General features: G+C 46.9%; 17 protein-coding genes and 1 pseudogene. 7 read left to right on the top strand and 11 right to left on the bottom strand.

What is annotated here, in order from left to right:
- Positions 1 to 59: 59 nt before the first annotated feature.
- Complete coding sequence (gene htpG, locus P2W84_RS06170; RefSeq protein WP_346348949.1) at positions 60 to 1,949, bottom strand: molecular chaperone HtpG; 1,890 nt, start codon at positions 1,947 to 1,949, stop codon at positions 60 to 62.
- 101 nt (positions 1,950 to 2,050) lie between these two features.
- On the opposite strand from htpG, the gene P2W84_RS06165 reads away from it, so the two are divergent.
- Positions 2,051 to 3,280 carry a pitrilysin family protein gene (locus P2W84_RS06165; protein ID WP_276089248.1) on the top strand — a complete coding sequence of 410 codons (1,230 nt, stop codon included), beginning with the start codon at positions 2,051 to 2,053 and terminating at the stop codon, positions 3,278 to 3,280.
- A gap of 17 nt (positions 3,281 to 3,297) precedes the next feature.
- Complete coding sequence (gene def / locus P2W84_RS06160) at positions 3,298 to 3,861, top strand: peptide deformylase (RefSeq protein WP_276089247.1); 564 nt, start codon at positions 3,298 to 3,300, stop codon at positions 3,859 to 3,861.
- Here the strand turns inward: def and P2W84_RS06155 are convergent.
- Genes P2W84_RS06155 through P2W84_RS06145 form a run of 3 tightly spaced genes read right to left on the bottom strand, consistent with a single transcriptional unit; the run spans position 3,858 to position 5,905 of the window.
- Positions 3,858 to 4,493 carry a hypothetical protein gene (locus tag P2W84_RS06155; protein ID WP_276089246.1) on the bottom strand — a complete coding sequence of 212 codons (636 nt, stop codon included), beginning with the start codon at positions 4,491 to 4,493 and terminating at the stop codon, positions 3,858 to 3,860. The two genes, def and P2W84_RS06155, sit on opposite strands and share 4 nt — an antisense overlap.
- 54 nt (positions 4,494 to 4,547) lie before the next feature.
- The gene (locus tag P2W84_RS06150) at positions 4,548 to 4,796 is read right to left on the bottom strand and encodes a NifU family protein (RefSeq protein WP_276089245.1); all 249 of its coding nucleotides are present in this window, start codon (positions 4,794 to 4,796) and stop codon (positions 4,548 to 4,550) included.
- A gap of 35 nt (positions 4,797 to 4,831) precedes the next feature.
- Positions 4,832 to 5,905 (bottom strand): Mrp/NBP35 family ATP-binding protein, encoded by a 1,074-nt coding sequence (locus P2W84_RS06145; RefSeq protein WP_276089244.1) that lies wholly within the window; start codon positions 5,903 to 5,905, stop codon positions 4,832 to 4,834.
- A 184-nt stretch (positions 5,906 to 6,089) separates the two neighbouring features.
- On the opposite strand from P2W84_RS06145, the gene P2W84_RS06140 reads away from it, so the two are divergent.
- The 3 genes from P2W84_RS06140 to P2W84_RS06130 are packed head-to-tail and all read left to right on the top strand — an operon-like array spanning position 6,090 to position 9,535.
- Entirely contained in the window at positions 6,090 to 8,270 is a 2,181-nt protein-coding gene (locus tag P2W84_RS06140) for a biosynthetic peptidoglycan transglycosylase (protein WP_276089243.1), read from the top strand.
- Positions 8,271 to 8,272: 2 nt separating this feature from the next.
- A complete protein-coding gene (gene hpt, locus P2W84_RS06135) occupies positions 8,273 to 8,818 on the top strand; it encodes a hypoxanthine phosphoribosyltransferase (RefSeq protein ID WP_276089242.1) in 546 nt (181 codons plus the stop codon).
- A gap of 57 nt (positions 8,819 to 8,875) precedes the next feature.
- Positions 8,876 to 9,535, top strand: a complete 660-nt coding sequence (locus tag P2W84_RS06130) for a phosphatidylserine decarboxylase family protein (RefSeq protein ID WP_276089241.1) — start codon at positions 8,876 to 8,878, stop codon at positions 9,533 to 9,535.
- Positions 9,536 to 9,542: 7 nt separating this feature from the next.
- Here the strand turns inward: P2W84_RS06130 and P2W84_RS06125 are convergent, their stop codons facing one another.
- The 5 genes from P2W84_RS06125 to P2W84_RS06105 all read right to left on the bottom strand — a co-directional run bounded on the left by P2W84_RS06125 (position 9,543) and on the right by P2W84_RS06105 (position 13,188).
- A complete protein-coding gene (locus P2W84_RS06125) occupies positions 9,543 to 10,418 on the bottom strand; it encodes a mechanosensitive ion channel domain-containing protein (protein WP_276089240.1) in 876 nt (291 codons plus the stop codon).
- A gap of 322 nt (positions 10,419 to 10,740) precedes the next feature.
- Positions 10,741 to 11,088 (bottom strand): 50S ribosomal protein L19, encoded by a 348-nt coding sequence (gene rplS / locus P2W84_RS06120; protein ID WP_276089239.1) that lies wholly within the window; start codon positions 11,086 to 11,088, stop codon positions 10,741 to 10,743.
- A gap of 224 nt (positions 11,089 to 11,312) precedes the next feature.
- Positions 11,313 to 11,990 carry a tRNA (guanosine(37)-N1)-methyltransferase TrmD gene (gene trmD, locus P2W84_RS06115; RefSeq protein ID WP_276089238.1) on the bottom strand — a complete coding sequence of 226 codons (678 nt, stop codon included), beginning with the start codon at positions 11,988 to 11,990 and terminating at the stop codon, positions 11,313 to 11,315.
- Positions 11,991 to 12,011: 21 nt separating this feature from the next.
- Entirely contained in the window at positions 12,012 to 12,539 is a 528-nt protein-coding gene (gene rimM / locus P2W84_RS06110) for a ribosome maturation factor RimM (protein ID WP_276089237.1), read from the bottom strand.
- 91 nt (positions 12,540 to 12,630) lie between these two features.
- Positions 12,631 to 13,188 carry a 30S ribosomal protein S16 gene (locus tag P2W84_RS06105; RefSeq protein WP_276089236.1) on the bottom strand — a complete coding sequence of 186 codons (558 nt, stop codon included), beginning with the start codon at positions 13,186 to 13,188 and terminating at the stop codon, positions 12,631 to 12,633.
- Positions 13,189 to 13,334: 146 nt separating this feature from the next.
- Between P2W84_RS06105 and P2W84_RS06100 the strand changes: the two genes are divergently transcribed.
- Together P2W84_RS06100 and P2W84_RS06095 are read left to right on the top strand one after the other, a co-directional pair.
- Complete coding sequence (locus P2W84_RS06100) at positions 13,335 to 13,868, top strand: 5'(3')-deoxyribonucleotidase (protein WP_276089235.1); 534 nt, start codon at positions 13,335 to 13,337, stop codon at positions 13,866 to 13,868.
- A gap of 41 nt (positions 13,869 to 13,909) precedes the next feature.
- Complete coding sequence (locus P2W84_RS06095; RefSeq protein WP_276089234.1) at positions 13,910 to 14,230, top strand: heavy metal-binding domain-containing protein; 321 nt, start codon at positions 13,910 to 13,912, stop codon at positions 14,228 to 14,230.
- Positions 14,231 to 14,256: 26 nt separating this feature from the next.
- On the opposite strand, the gene pfkA is transcribed toward P2W84_RS06095, so the two are convergent.
- Both pfkA and P2W84_RS06085 read right to left on the bottom strand, forming a co-directional pair.
- Complete coding sequence (pfkA, locus tag P2W84_RS06090; protein ID WP_276089233.1) at positions 14,257 to 15,240, bottom strand: 6-phosphofructokinase; 984 nt, start codon at positions 15,238 to 15,240, stop codon at positions 14,257 to 14,259.
- Positions 15,233 to 15,480 (bottom strand): annotated as a pseudogene (locus P2W84_RS06085) (hypothetical protein); the annotation flags it as partial. The gene pfkA and the pseudogene P2W84_RS06085, both read right to left, overlap by 8 nt.

The following is a 15,480-nucleotide window of genomic DNA, read 5'->3' as shown; positions in this document are numbered from 1 at the left end:
CGGAAATCCTGTCCCTGAGGAATGATTTCCGGGCGGCGTAATGCCTCATACTGCTCTTATCAGATCAGCTCGACGCTCCTGCTGACAAATGCGGTCAGATCGGCTCCGGTAAGCATGCCTTGTGCAAGCAAAGCCAGGTCTACGGCCTGTTTGGCCAGCAGGGCCCTGGTTTCATCATCTGAAGCAGCGGCGATTTTGCCGATCAGCTTGTGATTACCATTGATGGCCACTTTATAGCTGTCCGGCATACTGCCATAGAAGCCCATGCCCCCGCCCATTGCGGCCATGTCCTTCATCCGGCGCATGAACTCGTCCATCGTAACGGTAACCGGAAGTTCTTCAGGGTTCAGCCCGACGACTTCTACGGTATAGCCTGGTTTGCTGATGGCTTTCTCAAAGACTTCTTTAACGGTTTTGGCCTGGTCTTCGGTAAGTACGGATTCCGTCTTGTCATCTTTATCAATAAGCTGACTGGCTACTCCGGAATCTACGCGTTTTAGGGAGGTTTTTTCCAGCTTTTGCTCCAGGTGGCTGACAAAGTGGTTGTCGATAGGGGAGTTCATGACGAGCACATCGTACCCGAGCTTACCTGCCGACTGGATAAAGCTGTCCTGTTTGGCCGGGTCATTGGCGTACAGGTAAACGACCTGGCCATTCTTGTCGGTTTGCAGGCCCTGTACTTTTTCCCGGTATTCTTCAAGCGTGAAATGTTCCTCTTTGGTATTGGTCAGCAGGGCAAAGTCTTTGGCTTTGTCGTTGAATTTTTCTTCACTGACCATACCGTATTTCACAAACAGGCCGATATCACTCCATTTTTCTTCAAAGGCCTTACGGTCTTTGTTGAAAAGCTCCTGGAGTTTGTCGGCTACTTTTTTGGTGATATAGCTGTTGATCTTCTTTACGTTACTGTCTGCCTGCAGGAAGCTGCGGGACACGTTCAGCGGAATGTCGGGGGAGTCGATGACCCCATGCAGGAGCATCAGGAATTCCGGAACAATGTCCTTTACTTCATCGGTAATGAATACCTGGCGTGAGAAGAGCTTGATCTTGTTGCGCTGAAGGTCAAAATCGTTCTTCACTTTAGGGAAATAAAGTACTCCGGTCAGGTTGAACGGGTAATCGACGTTGAGATGTATCCAGAACAACGGATCGTCTGAAAAAGGATAAAGCTGCTTATAGAACGACAGGTAATCTTCATCTGACAAATCTGCAGGCGCCTTTGTCCAGATGGGATTGGTGGTGTTGATGATGTTGTCCACCTCAACACTCTTATATTTTGGTTTGCCTTCTTCGTCTTCTCCGTCCGGTTCCTGCGTTGTCTTTGTACCGAATTTTATCGGCACCGGAAGGAATTTACCGTATTTATCCAGAATACCTTCCAGCTTATATTTATCCAGGAACTCTTCGGAATCGGCATTGATGTGCAGGATGATGTCGGTTCCGCGCGTAGTACGGCTTCCGGCACTGATCTCGAAGGTGGTGCTGCCGTCACAGATCCATTTTGCAGGTTCTGCCCCGTCCTGGTAGGATAGGGTCTGTATCTCGACCTGGTCTGCAACCATAAAGGCAGAATAGAAGCCAAGACCAAACTTACCGATGATCTCGTTGGCGTCTTTGGCATCCTTGAATTTCTCTACGAATTCACTTGCCCCGGAAAAAGCGACCTGGTTGATGTATTTCTTGATCTCCTCAGCAGTCATGCCCAGACCGTTGTCGGAAATGGTGATGGTTTTGTTGTCCTTATCGAGCGAGACTTCTACCAGCGGCGCACCGAGTTCTCCGTTGTATTGCCCGAGCGCGGAAAGACGCTTGATCTTCTGTACGGCGTCAACGGCATTGGAAACGAGCTCCCTTAAAAAGATCTCGTTGTCTGAATAGAGGAATTTCTTGATGATCGGAAAGATGTTTTCCGTGTGGATGGATATGGTCCCTTTTTCTTCTATGCTCATATATAAATGCGTTTTTGTTTATAGTTTGCTCACTATCAAGGGCTATTCCAATTTGTCAAGGCTTGTCAAATTGACAGTTTTCTGCTTACCTTTGCGCCCTGATGGAATATCACATTCATACCCTGCCAAACGGCATCCGCCTGTTGCATGTGCCTTCGGCTTCGCCTATTTCACATGCCTGCATCATCATCAACAGCGGGTCCAGGGATGAAAACCCCGGAAAAGCGGGGCTGGCGCATTTCATTGAACATCTGGTATTCAAGCGCACCAGAAAACGCGGGACGGCACAGATTCTGAACCGCCTGGAGAGTGTGGGAGCAGATCTGAATGCCTATACGACCAAGGAATATACCTGTATCCATGCTTCCTTCCTTAACCCCTACCTGGACCGCACGCTGGAACTTTTCCAGGACATTGTTTTCCATTCTACTTTTCCTGAAAACGAGCTTGAAAAGGAAAAGGGCGTGGTGCTGGACGAGATCGCTTCGTATCTTGACCAGCCGGAAGAGGCGATATACGATGACTTCGAGGACCTGTTGTTTGCCGGGCACCCGCTTGGGAACAATATCCTGGGAACGGAGGAAAGTGTGAATGGTTTTACCAGGGAAGATATCCTGCAGTTTATGGCGGAAAATTACCATACAGACCGGATGGTCGTGGCGGTACTTGGCAATTACAGCCTGGCCAAGGTGGTAAAGACGGGCTCAAAATACTACGCAGAGATTGCCGAAAACTCTTCACAGCCTTCCCGAACGGCTCCTGTGAAGCTGGACGGATTTTCGCAGGTGCTGGACAAACCGATACAACAGGCCCATGTGGTCATGGGTGCTCAGGCTTATTCCGTATACGACGACCGCAAAACGGCGCTGTTGCTCCTGAACAACCTGCTGGGCGGCACAGGCATGAGCTCGGTGCTGAACCTGCAGCTGAGGGAAAAATATGGCATTGCCTATACGGTGGAGACAAGCTACAGCCCGCTGAGCGATACGGGCATCTTTACCTTATATTTTGGTACGGACAAGGAAAAACTGGGCCGGGCTACAGCCGTAGTGGAGCGGGAATTCAGGAAGCTTCGCGAAGGTTCGCTGACGGAGTTGCAGTTGCAAAAGGCGAAGAATAAGTTTATCGGGCAGATTGCGCTGGGCGAAGAAAACCGGATTGGCCTGGTGATCGCCATGGCCAGGAGCCTGATCGAGCATGACCGGATCGACGATCTGCAGGCTATCTTCGGCAAGATCCGGGCAGTGGGACTTGATGAAATGAGGGCTGTCGCCGCTGAAATGCTGGCCCCGGAGAATCTGAGTACCCTGACTTTTTATCCTTTAGCTTAATTTCGTAACTTTGTAGCATGAAGTTGCCTATCGTAGCCTATGGGGACCCTGTCCTGAAGAAAGTTTGCACGCCGATCGATGAATCTTATCCTGAACTGCAGACGCTGATCGCCAATATGTTTGAGACGATGTATAATGCCCATGGTGTAGGTCTGGCTGCACCGCAGATCGGTCTGCCGATCCGGCTGTTCATTGTAGATACTGCTCCCGGCGACGACGAGGATAAAGACCGCTACCGCAAGGTGTTCATCAATGCAGAAATACTGGAGGAAACCGGCGAACCCTGGGCGTTTAACGAGGGCTGCCTCAGCATTCCTGAAATCAGGGAGGACGTCATGCGCAAACCTAATGTTAAGATCAGGTATTATGACGAGAACTGGCAGCTGCACGAGGAAGACGTAAGCGGTATGGCTGCACGCGTGATCCAGCATGAATACGACCACATTGAGGGCACTTTATTTACAGACAAGCTGGGGCTGCTGCGCAAACGGATGCTGAAAGGCAAGCTGGACGCGATCTCCAGGGGAAATGTATATCCTGAATACAAAATGAAGTTCCCTAACCAGAAGAAGAAACGTTAGTTCTCCTTGCTTTTGTCGCCCTTAAAAATAGACTGCATCAACTTTCCCCAGGCGAAGGGATTCAGCAATGGGTTGGTCTGCACCATATTCTTATTTAAGGCGCGATCATGGTTTAAGCGGTAATTGGTACTTTGGATCTCCCCGGCATCACGCGAAAGGGTGACCATTTTATCGCTGATGCTCTCCTGAGACAGGTTTTTAAGGGCAATGAGGTAATCATCGTCTGCGATCTTCATGGACATGAAATCGCGGGTGAATTCTTCTACGGTAGCCCAGGGATATACCCGCACGACAGGCAGGTTGATGATCTCTGCCTTCATCTTGATCATGACCGTGTATTTGGTATCGTCAATCTGTGCCGGAATGGGCAGGATCAGGTCTTTATACCCTACTGCTGAATAAAGTATTGTATCTCCGGGGCGGGCGATAAAGGAAAAAAAGCCCTTATAGTTGGCCGCATAACGTTGTTCCTTATTGGTCAGATTGGTTACCGTAACGTAAGGCACAACCGTATTACTGTCTACATCGGTGATAATACCGGAAAACTGGATCAGCTTCTTCTCGCCCCCACCCTCCTGTGCAAACACAACGGTGAAGGACATCAGCAGAAGAAAGGTCAGCAAGTACTTCATATTCGCAAAGTTAGCGCTATTATAACGCAGGGGTAGTTAAATTGTGTTAAATCCCTATACTGCCGGCTCGGTCAGGTTAACGGCAACGACCGAGGTAATTTCAGGCACAGCCTTTTTAATAGCCTGTTCGATACCTGCCTTCATGGTCATAAAGCTCATTTTACAGGAACCGCAGTTGCCCAGCAATTTTAACTTCACCACTTTTTCTTCGGTGATCTCTTCTATCTCCACATCGCCCCCGTCTGCGACCAGGTAAGGGCGGATAGTCTCTAGTGCCGCTTCAACTTGTTCTGTTAAATTCATTGGTTAATGATTTGGAATATAAAGATAGCAAATTTTTAGGAATTGGCGGTTTGCGCATTACTGATGGCCACCTGCTGGGCGACCCGGCCTGCCAGCCGGGCAAAAGCGGCCGCAAGCGGGCTGTCTTCAAGGGCAACCGGACTGCCCTGGTCACCGGCTTCGGAAATTCGCTGTACAATGGGGACCTCGCCTAAGAAAGGAACTTCAAAGTGTTGTGCCAGCTGCTTTCCCCCGTCTTTCCCGAAAAGGTAGTATTTATTGCCCGGAAGTTCTTCCGGTGTGAAATAGGCCATGTTCTCTATTACGCCAAGTACCGGGATGTTGATGCCGGGCATTCGAAACATAGAAAGCCCTTTACGGGTATCTGCCAGTGCAACCTGCTGCGGGGTGGTCACGACCAGGGCGCCCGCGATGGGAAAACCTTGTGTGATGGTGATATGGATATCCCCGGTACCGGGAGGCAGGTCTACTATGAGGTAGTCCAGTTCACCCCAGTCGGCATCATTGAACAGTTGTTTTACGGCATTGGATGCCATAGGCCCACGCCAGGGAACAGGCTGGTCGGGATCGGCAAAGAACCCCAGTGAAAGGACCTTGATGCCATATTTTTCAATGGGCAGGACGAGGGTCTTGCCATCGGATGTTTCTCTTGCGTTTGGCCTGGCGCCAACCAATCCAAACATGGTGGGTAAAGAAGGGCCGTAAATATCGGCGTCGAGTAACCCCACCTTTGCGCCGTCTCGCGCCAGCGCCACCGCCAGGTTGCTGGAAACCGTGGACTTCCCTACTCCACCCTTGCCGGAGGAAACCAGCAGGATATTGCGGATGTCTTTCAGGGCCGTGGTGTCCATCGGCCTGGTTACTCTGGAAGTGACGTTAATCTCTACTTCCGCTTCCGGGCTCACCAAATGTTTGACCGCATTGGTGCAGGCGTTCTTCAGCATGTCTTTCATGGGGCATGCCGGTGTAGTGAGCTCGAGGGTGAAACTGACCTTCAGGTCTTGTATCTTCAGGTCCCGGATCATATTGAGGGTAACCAGGTCTTTTTTCAGGTCCGGGTCTTCCACATGCTTCAGGGCCGATAAAACTTGTTCTGGGCTAATGATCATTTTTCCAAAATTAATTAAAACTGCGCTAGGGCGGGCTGTCTTTGGTTATAATATTGCAATAAGCTGAATATATGAGGGTTAAACAAAACAGGTTTGCCGTTCGTTGATTTAAGGTTTTAAAGCGTATTTTTAACACGAAATAAACACCGGCATTTAACGTTAGCATAAAATATTTATTCACGGCATGCAGATTCCAAAAATTAACATCCCGAAAAAATACGTCCGGGCGGGCATATGGGTGCTGGGAATTTTGACAGTTCTTGTGCTGATCGGCGGGGCAATCGCCTACACCAAACGGGAAGCTTTGCTGAAAAAAATAATGGCCAGGGCCATTGCAAAGGCAGAAAATGATTATGGTCTGGGCATAAAGATCAGCCGTTCCGGCTTCAGCGGGCTGAGTTCGGTACACATGCAGGGGATTTCTGTGGTCCCCAGGGACAGGGACACGCTGGCAGCCATCGGGGACGTGACCATCAGCGTAAAATTAATGCCCCTGATTTTTGGTGACGTTAAGTTTTCACAGGTCCTGCTGCATAAAGCGAATATGAACATTGTATTCCGGGATTCGCTGAGCAACCTGGATTTTATTCTGAAGCGTAAAAAGAAAGATGCTGAAGAGCCTAAGGCTAAGCTCGACCTCAGTGCCCTGGCGCATAATCTGCTGAACCAGTTGCTGTATAAGATTCCGGAAGATATGGAACTGACAGACTTTTCGGTTAAACTGAATGACAATGACACTGCAGGGATAAAATTATATATCCCTTCTGCAATTACAGATGACGGGGAGCTAAAGTCCACGATCGTTGTGAATGACAATGAGGCCAGATGGCATTTGAACGGATTGCTGAAACCCGGCAAAAAACAACTCGATTTTACGCTGTTTGCAGAAGGCAAGCCGGTTGAATTGGCTTACCTGAACAAGAAGCTGCATGCCCGGTTCAGTTTTGACACGGTGCGAACCCAGTTAAAGGATGCAGGGTACAGCGGCAGTGAATTTAAGATTTCGGGTTCATGGTCGGTGAGCAACCTGCTGGTCAACCATCCGAAGATTGCGTCAAATGATATTGTTGTTCCGGGCGGAAGGATAGAAGCAGATGTGCTGGTCGGCAAAAATTACGTAGCCCTGGACAGCTCTTCTACTGTCTTCCTCAAACAGGCGGAACTGCACCCTTACCTGAAATATACGCTTTCCCCGCATAAGATTTATGAGGTGAAACTGCGTGCGCCGGAACAGGATGCCCAGCAAATGCTTAACTCATTCCCTGTAGGTCTTTTTGAGTCGCTGGAAGGCCTTAAAGTGAGCGGAAAAGTAAAATATGACCTGGATTTTTATCTGGACAGCTCCCAGCCGGACTCCGTAAGGTTTTCTTCCGGGCTCACCCCGTTCAATTTCAAGATATTGAAATGGGGCAAAACAAACCTTCAGAAGATCAACAAGGATTTTGTATATACGCCGTACGAGTACGGTAAACCCATGCGGGATATCCTGATAGGGCCTTCCAATCCTAATTTTACGCCGTTATCTGAAGTCTCCAGCAATTTTAAAAACGCGATACTGACTTCTGAGGACCCTTCCTTTTTTACACACAAAGGCTTTATACAGGAGTCGATCCGAAAGTCTTTTGCCGTGAATTTTAAGGAAAAGCGTTTCGTAAGGGGTGGCAGTACGATCTCTATGCAGCTGGTAAAGAATGTATTCCTGAGCCGTAAAAAAACGCTGGCCAGAAAAGCGGAGGAGATCCTGATCGTCTGGCTGATTGAAAACAATCACCTGATCAGCAAAAACAGGATGCTGGAAGTTTATGTCAACATCATCGAAATGGGCAACAATGTGTATGGTATTGGCGAAGCTGCAAGACACTATTTTGGGAAATCGCCGGCCGAACTGAATATTGGTGAAGGCATCTTCCTCGCAAACATTGTCCCGCGACCGAAAATTGCATTGTACAAGTTCAGGGGAGACGGCGGCCTGAAAGACTACATGCTGCCCTATTTCCGGTATATCGGCAACATTATGGCCAAACGGGGCTTAACCCCTCCTGACACCAATGGTTATGGCTTTTATACGGTAAGACTTAGGGAAGGCCTGAGGCAGTACCTGCTGCCTGACTCGGCAACAATAGACACCGCCGCGTTTGATAACGATGACCCATTGCCTGCCATTGAGACCAACGATGAATCGAAAGCGCTGTTCGACCGGCTTTTTGGTTCGCCGAAACGGGATACGTTACCCAAACTGCAACCCGTCGATACCGTTCCGAAAACCAGGAAGGAGCTCCGTCAGGAAAGAAGGGAACAGCGCAGGCGCGAGCAGGAGCTGAAAGAGCTGCAGGACCAGCAAGAGAAACAAAAAGGCCAGTCATAATCATGGATAGAATTCAGATAGCGGATAAAGAGTTCGAGATCTTCCTGGAAAACGATCAGATCTGTAAACGGATAAGGTTAATGGCCATACAGATCGGGGTAGACTATGAAGGCCGCTGCCCGGTTTTTATCGGCGTACTGAATGGCAGTTTTATATTTATGGCCGATCTGCTGAAAGAGCTGACCATTCCCTGTGAAGCTACCTTTATCCGTGTTTCGTCTTATCAAGGTACTGAAAGCAGCGGTACGGTAAGGGAGATCATCGGGATTACGGATAACTTGAAGGACAGGGACGTGGTCATCGTAGAGGATATTGTGGATACCGGACTGACGCTTTCGTATCTGATCGGCGAACTGCGGCAGCAAGCCCCGGCTTCACTCGCGGTATGCTCACTCCTGCTCAAACCCGCTGCATTAATAACGAAAATGGATACCATGCAATATGTCGGGTTTGAGATCCCGAACGAATTTGTAGTGGGCTATGGCCTGGATTACAATGGCCTCGGACGCAATCTTAAGCACATCTACAGGGCCAAATCTGGTGCCTGATGGTCATTTTACCATATTTTTTTTACATTTTTGCGAAGACAATTATTTTCGTTCAAAATGACCATACATAAAGAAGGCTATACCAGCATCGCATTAACGGTTTTATTCGTTTTTATCCTGAATGCGGTAATTGACTACCGTTTTGCAGATGTAGCGTGGTTAAAATGGCTAACCTATATTTTTTCACTCTTCCTTTTTTTAACGGTTCTTCAATTTTTCAGAAATCCCAAAAGAAGTTTCACATCCGGGGATAATCTGGTGATCTGTCCTGCGGACGGAAAAGTTGTCGTAATTGAGGAGACTGAAGAAGCGGAGTACTTTAAGGATAAACGCCTTCAGGTATCTATATTTATGTCCCCTGTCAACGTCCATATTAACAGAAATCCGATATCGGGTATGGTACGCTTCTTTAAATATCATCCGGGAAAATATCTTGCTGCCTGGAACCCTAAATCTTCTACGGAAAATGAGCGTACTACCGTTGTAGTAGAACACCAGAACGGTACTCCGGTACTGTTCAGGCAAATTGCCGGCGCCCTGGCCAGAAGAATCGTTTGGTATGTAAAAGAAGGCGATCAGGTAAAACAAGGTGAGGAATTCGGGTTCATTAAATTTGGTTCCAGGGTAGATATCTTCCTTCCATTGGGGACCAAGGTTAACCTGGAACTTAATCAGGTAGTAAAAGGTGGCATTACTGTACTGGCCGAGCTTGGATAAGCTGCGGTTAAGCCTCTTTTTTTTGCTCATCCCGAACCGGGTGGTCCGCAATTGAACGCTGGACAGGATAAGCAAATGCCGAACCGTGTTTTTCAACTATTTCGACTAATTTAAAATTGACCCCTTCCTTTAAAGCAACAAATTGGCTGTATGGCATGCTGACAACAAGGTAAACCACCTGGACCTGTAAGGAGGAATCGGCAAAGTGATCAAAAGTCGCGTATCCGTCTCTGATATTTGAATCGGCAGAAAGACAATCATTAATTTCCTTTAAAATGGCTTTCACTGCCAGGGAACCTGTCTCATAAGTAAGGCCTATAAAAAAGTTTACCCTTCTGAACTCCCTCATGGTCACATTTTCCAGTACGCCATCGATCATGGCCCGGTTAGGGATCACAATGGTTGTCTTATCGGGGCTGATGAGCCAGGTACTTCTGAAACCGACTTTCTGGATCGTGCCTTCTATTCCATCAACCTTGACGACATCACCAACTGTAAAAGGCTTATCCAGGAATATTGTAAATGAGCCCAAAAGGTTTTCCAGGCTTTCCTTCGCTGCAAGCGCAATGGCAATACCCCCTATTCCAAGTCCGGTAATGAGCGTTAGTACATTAATCTCGAATACGAAGCCAAGTAATACAAAGAAGCCCATAAAACAAACCAGTGTTTTAGTCAGTTCCTTAAGGAAAGGTATCAGCTGATCATCCGTTTTGTTCTGCGTAATCGTCGCCCTCATTTTTAACACATAGGCAATGAAGTCTACGATTCTTAAAATGATCCAGAAGACAGACAGTATGATCAGGAAAAGAAAAACCTTATCAATTGCATCTCCTATGGTAATATGTAACCTCGGCTTTACCCGGTGCCAGATGATAACGTCCAAAGGATGGGAAATTTGGTTTATGGCAAGATAGATGGTACAAAAAGTGATAAAAGACTCTATCGGTTTTAGCAGCAGAGAAACAAACGTGTCGTTGTGTGCGTCACTGGCAAACCTGCGGAATACGGTGAAAAGTAAAAGACTTACCAGCCTGGACACAAGTCTCTTAAAGACCAAGCCCAGGAGAATGACCCCCGCTAACAAACAATACTGTCTGATACTGTTGCCCCAGTATATCTGATTAAAAAAATCGTAATTCATCACCATACAAAAAAAGCCTCCCGGGATCCGGGAGGCTTAAATATAACTTAAAGAGATAAATAAATTAAACCCTTTTTGATTTGATCCTTGCAGCTTTACCAGTAAGCTCACGCAGATAAAACAGCTTAGCTCTGCGTACTTTTCCGTAGCTGTTCACTTCGATTTTAGCAATATTTGGCGAGTTAATCGGGAAGATACGTTCTACTCCAACCCCATTGGAAATTTTACGTACGGTAAAGGTTTCATTTGCCCCTACGCTGTTACGTTGTAAAACTACGCCCTGGTAAATCTGAATACGCTCTTTATTACCTTCGCGAATTTTATAGTGAACGCTCACTGTATCTCCTGATTTGAACGCAGGGACTTCATTCTTTACGATTACCTGCTCTTCAACAAATTTTACTAAATCCATGATTCTAAGCTATTAAGCCGACTTTTTCTTCTTTAAAATCGGACTGCAATATTAGGAATATTATTTCATATAAAAAAGTGATTTTAATTTTTTTCCACATATCTCCTAATTTCCACAGGGCATATGGCCAACTGGCTCATTGCAAATCATATCGCCAGATTTCTCGTTGAAGAAGGGCATGCATAAGATCCATTGGATAAAGCCTTCGCCCATTCCAGATAAGCCTAGTCTTCCAGTAAATCCGGGCGCCGCTTAAGGGTCCGCGCAAGGGCCTGCTCGTACCTCCACTCATTGATCTTCGCTTCATGACCACTGAGCAGGATATCTGGCACTTTATGCCCTTTCCAGTCTGCTGGCCTGGTATAAACCGGGGCATCCAGAAGTTCTCCCTGAAAGCTATCGGAAAGCGCGGAAGTCTCATCATTAAGTACACCGGGAATAAGCCGGATGATGGCATCAACCATAACCGCAGCAGGCAACTCGCCTCCTGAAAGAACATAGTCCCCAATTGAAATTTCCCGTGTTACAAAAAGGTCCCTGATGCGCTGGTCAATTCCTTTGTAATGTCCGCACAAGATCATCAGGTTCTTCTTTACAGAGAATTCGTTAGCTATAGCCTGGTTGAATGTCTCCCCATCGGGGCTCATAAAGATAATGTCATCATACTGATGGGCTGATTTCAGCGTTTCGATACATTTTGCAAACGGCTCTATAGACATTACCATACCACTGCCCCCACCGTAAGGATAATCGTCTACACTTTTTTGCTTGTTGGTTGCATAATCTCTCAGATTATGTACAAAAATCTCCGCAATCCCCTTTTTTTGGGCCCTGAGCAAAATGGAATGAGCAAAAGGGCTCTCCAGTAGTCCTGGCAAAACAGTGATGATGTCAAAACGCATAGGACAAAGGTAAGAATATACTTATGGATTGAGATATATATCCAGAAGGCCTTCGGGAAGCCGCATCCGAAGCACACCGTTCTCCTCGTCGATTTCGACAATCATATCTTCATTAAGCGGAAAAAGAATATCTCTGCCTTTGTTGCTAACCGTAGCTACAAACTGCTGCGGGTATTCATTCACTTCAGTAATCTCTCCCAGCTCCCCATGGAGCTCATCAATAACAATGAAGCCTTCCAGATCTTCATAGGTAAAGTCTTCTTCATCCTGTTCCGGCATTTTTTCCTCCGGCAAATAGACCCTTTTTTTCACCAGTGCCTGGGCTTTATCGATGTGGTCGACATCATCAAAGAAGAAATTCCCGGTATTGTTATGCTGAAGCCGGTACGCTGAAACAAAAAAAGGGACCAGTTTCCCGTTAAGGTCAAGAAACAGGACATCCAGATCAAGGGCCTCAGGTGTGTCGTATTCAAAATAAACCTGGACTTCTCCTTTGAGTCCCTTAGTCTTGGTAATGTATCCTATATAGTGCGCTTCTTCTATTTTCATCTATTAAATATTTGGGGTATCGATGCCCATTAATAAAAATAGCGAAAGTCCGCTATGGGCTCTCGCTATTTTTTAGAAAATCACAAAAGGATTACGCGTTTTCCTCGTTGCCTTCAGTAGTTTCAGCAGCAGGAGTCTCTTCTGCGCCAACGGCATCTTCCACAGGTGCTTCTTCAACTACTTCTTCTACAGGAGCATTTTTAATCGCAAGAGCTGCTGCGCGGTCCGCGTTCTTCTTAGCTTCAGCAGCCAAAGCAGCCTTTTTCACTTCTTCTTTTGATTTAACCAGGTTTTCTTTTTTACCCTCGATCCGGCTCTCTTTAGCGCTCAGCCATTCCGCAAATTTTGCTTCCGCCTGCTCCTGGGTCAGTGCGCCTTTTTTAACGCCACCCTCAAGGTGTTTTTTGTACAAAATTCCTTTGTAAGAGAGAATTGCACGACAGGTATCTGTAGGCTGTGCCCCTTTGTTTACCCAATCCAAAGTTTTATCGAAATTTAGTTCGATGGTCGCTGGATTAGTGTTTGGGTTATAAGAACCTAAACGCTCGATAAACTTACCATCTCTTGGCGCGCGTGAATCCGCTACTACCACGTGGAAAAAAGGCTTACCTTTCTTTCCGAATCTCTGCAATCTGATTTTAGTTGCCATTCTTTTTTGTTTATGTATTCAACATAGTTCCCGGAGCTCCATGCTGCGGGGCTGCAAAGATATGCAAAATACCTATGACTGACAATACGTTATAAATTTTAAATTCCTTTTACATTACTTCCCGGGCGAAAGGGGATATTTGTGCAATGACAATTCACCGCCAAAGGATCGTCGTCGACATGGACGAAGTTCTTGCCGATCCGATCGAGAAATTCATACAGCTTTATAACCGGGATTATGGAGTGCCGCTGGACCTCCAGCTTATCCCGGGGAATGAGATCTTCGAGCATGTGCCCGAACATGCAAAGGATAAATGGTTCGAATACATCAATGAACCTGGCTTCTTCCGCAACCTTACTCCCATACACGGTAGCATAGATGCCATCAGGAAACTTCAGGAAAAGTACGATGTTTACATTGTTTCCGCAGCAATGGAATTCCGCAATTCCCTGATCGATAAATACGACTGGCTGGCTGAACATTTTCCTTTCATCTCCTGGAAAAACATCGTCTTCTGCGGCGATAAGATTGTTTGTGCCGACATCATGATCGATGACCGCGTGAAGAACTTTGCAGGCTTTAACGGAAGGAAACTACTTTTTACCTCCCCTCATAACCTTCTGCTTACGGAATACGAGCGCGTTAACAACTGGCAGGAGGTTCTGGATAAGTTACTGTAACATTTTATTGGTCCCGGCATCTAAATGAAAAACGAAAAAAGATGTTAGTTACGACAACCAATACTGTAGAAGGAAAAAAAGTAGTTAAATACCTTGGTCTGGTTACCGGGGAAACAATTATAGGTGCAAATATCTTTAAAGACCTTTTTGCAGGAATAAGGGATATCGTCGGAGGCCGTTCAGGATCCTACGAACAAGTCCTTCGGGAAGGAAAGAATACGGCCATCAATGAGATGCAGCAATATGCCGCAGCCTTAGGGGCAAATGCCATTATCGGGGTTGACCTTGACTATGAAACCGTAGGTAGCGGCGGAAGTATGTTAATGGTGGCCGCGACAGGTACCGCTGTAATTATAGAATAAGAAAAAAGGCCCATTAAGGGCCTTTTTTATAAGGAAAGGATTTCTACAAGTTTCATCCATGCCGGACTGATCTCCTTTGCGTCCAGGTGCTTTATCGCATGGTCAAAGGGTGTAAATACAATTTCCTTGTCTTTCTGTCCAACCATAGCTCCTGAATGCCCGTCAAGTAATCCTTCAACAGCAACGACACCCAGCCTGCTCGCCAGTACCCTGTCCATACAGCTTGGCGAACCTCCCCTCTGAATGTGGCCAAGCACGGAAACACGGATGTCATAAGCCGGGAACTTCTTTTTCAATACTTCACCTACATTAAATGCTCCCCCGATCTCATCTCCCTCTGCAACGATAATGATTTTTGAGGCTTTGTCTTTACGGCCGCTTTCCAGCCTTGTGATCAGACCTTCAACCCCCATATTCGCTTCCGGGATCATAATTGCCTCTGCTCCTACTCCCAAGCCACTTCTTAATGCGATCAACCCGGAATCCCGCCCCATAACTTCTACGATAAACAACCGGTCATGCGACTCTGCCGTATCCCTGATCTTATCCACCGCATTAATCACGGTATTGATTGCCGTATCATAGCCTATGGTAAAGTCTGTTCCCTCAAGATCATTGTCTATTGTACCGGGCAGCCCCAGTACCGGAAAGCCGAATTCCTGGCTGAACAGGTGGGCTCCTGTAAATGTCCCATCTCCGCCGATTACGATCAATGCATCAATTTGATGGCCCTTCAACTGCTCAAAAGCCTTTTTCCTGCCCTCTTTTGTACGAAAGTTATCACTCCTTGCCGTTTTAAGGATTGTTCCTCCTCTCTGGATGATATTCGCAACCGATTTACGGTCCATTTCGATGAAATCAGCATTGATCAGGCCCTCGTAGCCCCGTAATATGCCTGTCACTTTCAAGTCGTGATAAATCGCGGCCCTGACAACGGCCCGGATGGCCGCATTCATACCTGGGGCATCTCCTCCAGATGTCAATACACCTATGTTCTTAATTTTATTCATTTGGTTTTATCAGCTTTTTAAATTCATCCAGGCCTTTCTGCAGATAAGCAGCGTATTCCTTTGCATCAAATATTGCTCCCCTGGGTCCTGTCAGGGCATTCAGTTCATGGTCCGCCAAAACATACAGCGGCTGGGCATTAGACCCGTAACGCGTAGCCTGGAAATCAAGGTTCCAGTAGCCCAGGTCATCCGTGTTGCGTTTCAATATCCTGGAATAATGAACCTTGTCGGCAGGCATTT

The sequence above is a fragment of the Pedobacter sp. JY14-1 genome (genome assembly GCF_029269825.1).
Lineage (GTDB): Bacteria > Bacteroidota > Bacteroidia > Sphingobacteriales > Sphingobacteriaceae > Pedobacter.
The sequence above is the reverse complement of the archived record's forward strand: the minus strand, read 5'-3'. Positions and strand labels throughout refer to the sequence as shown.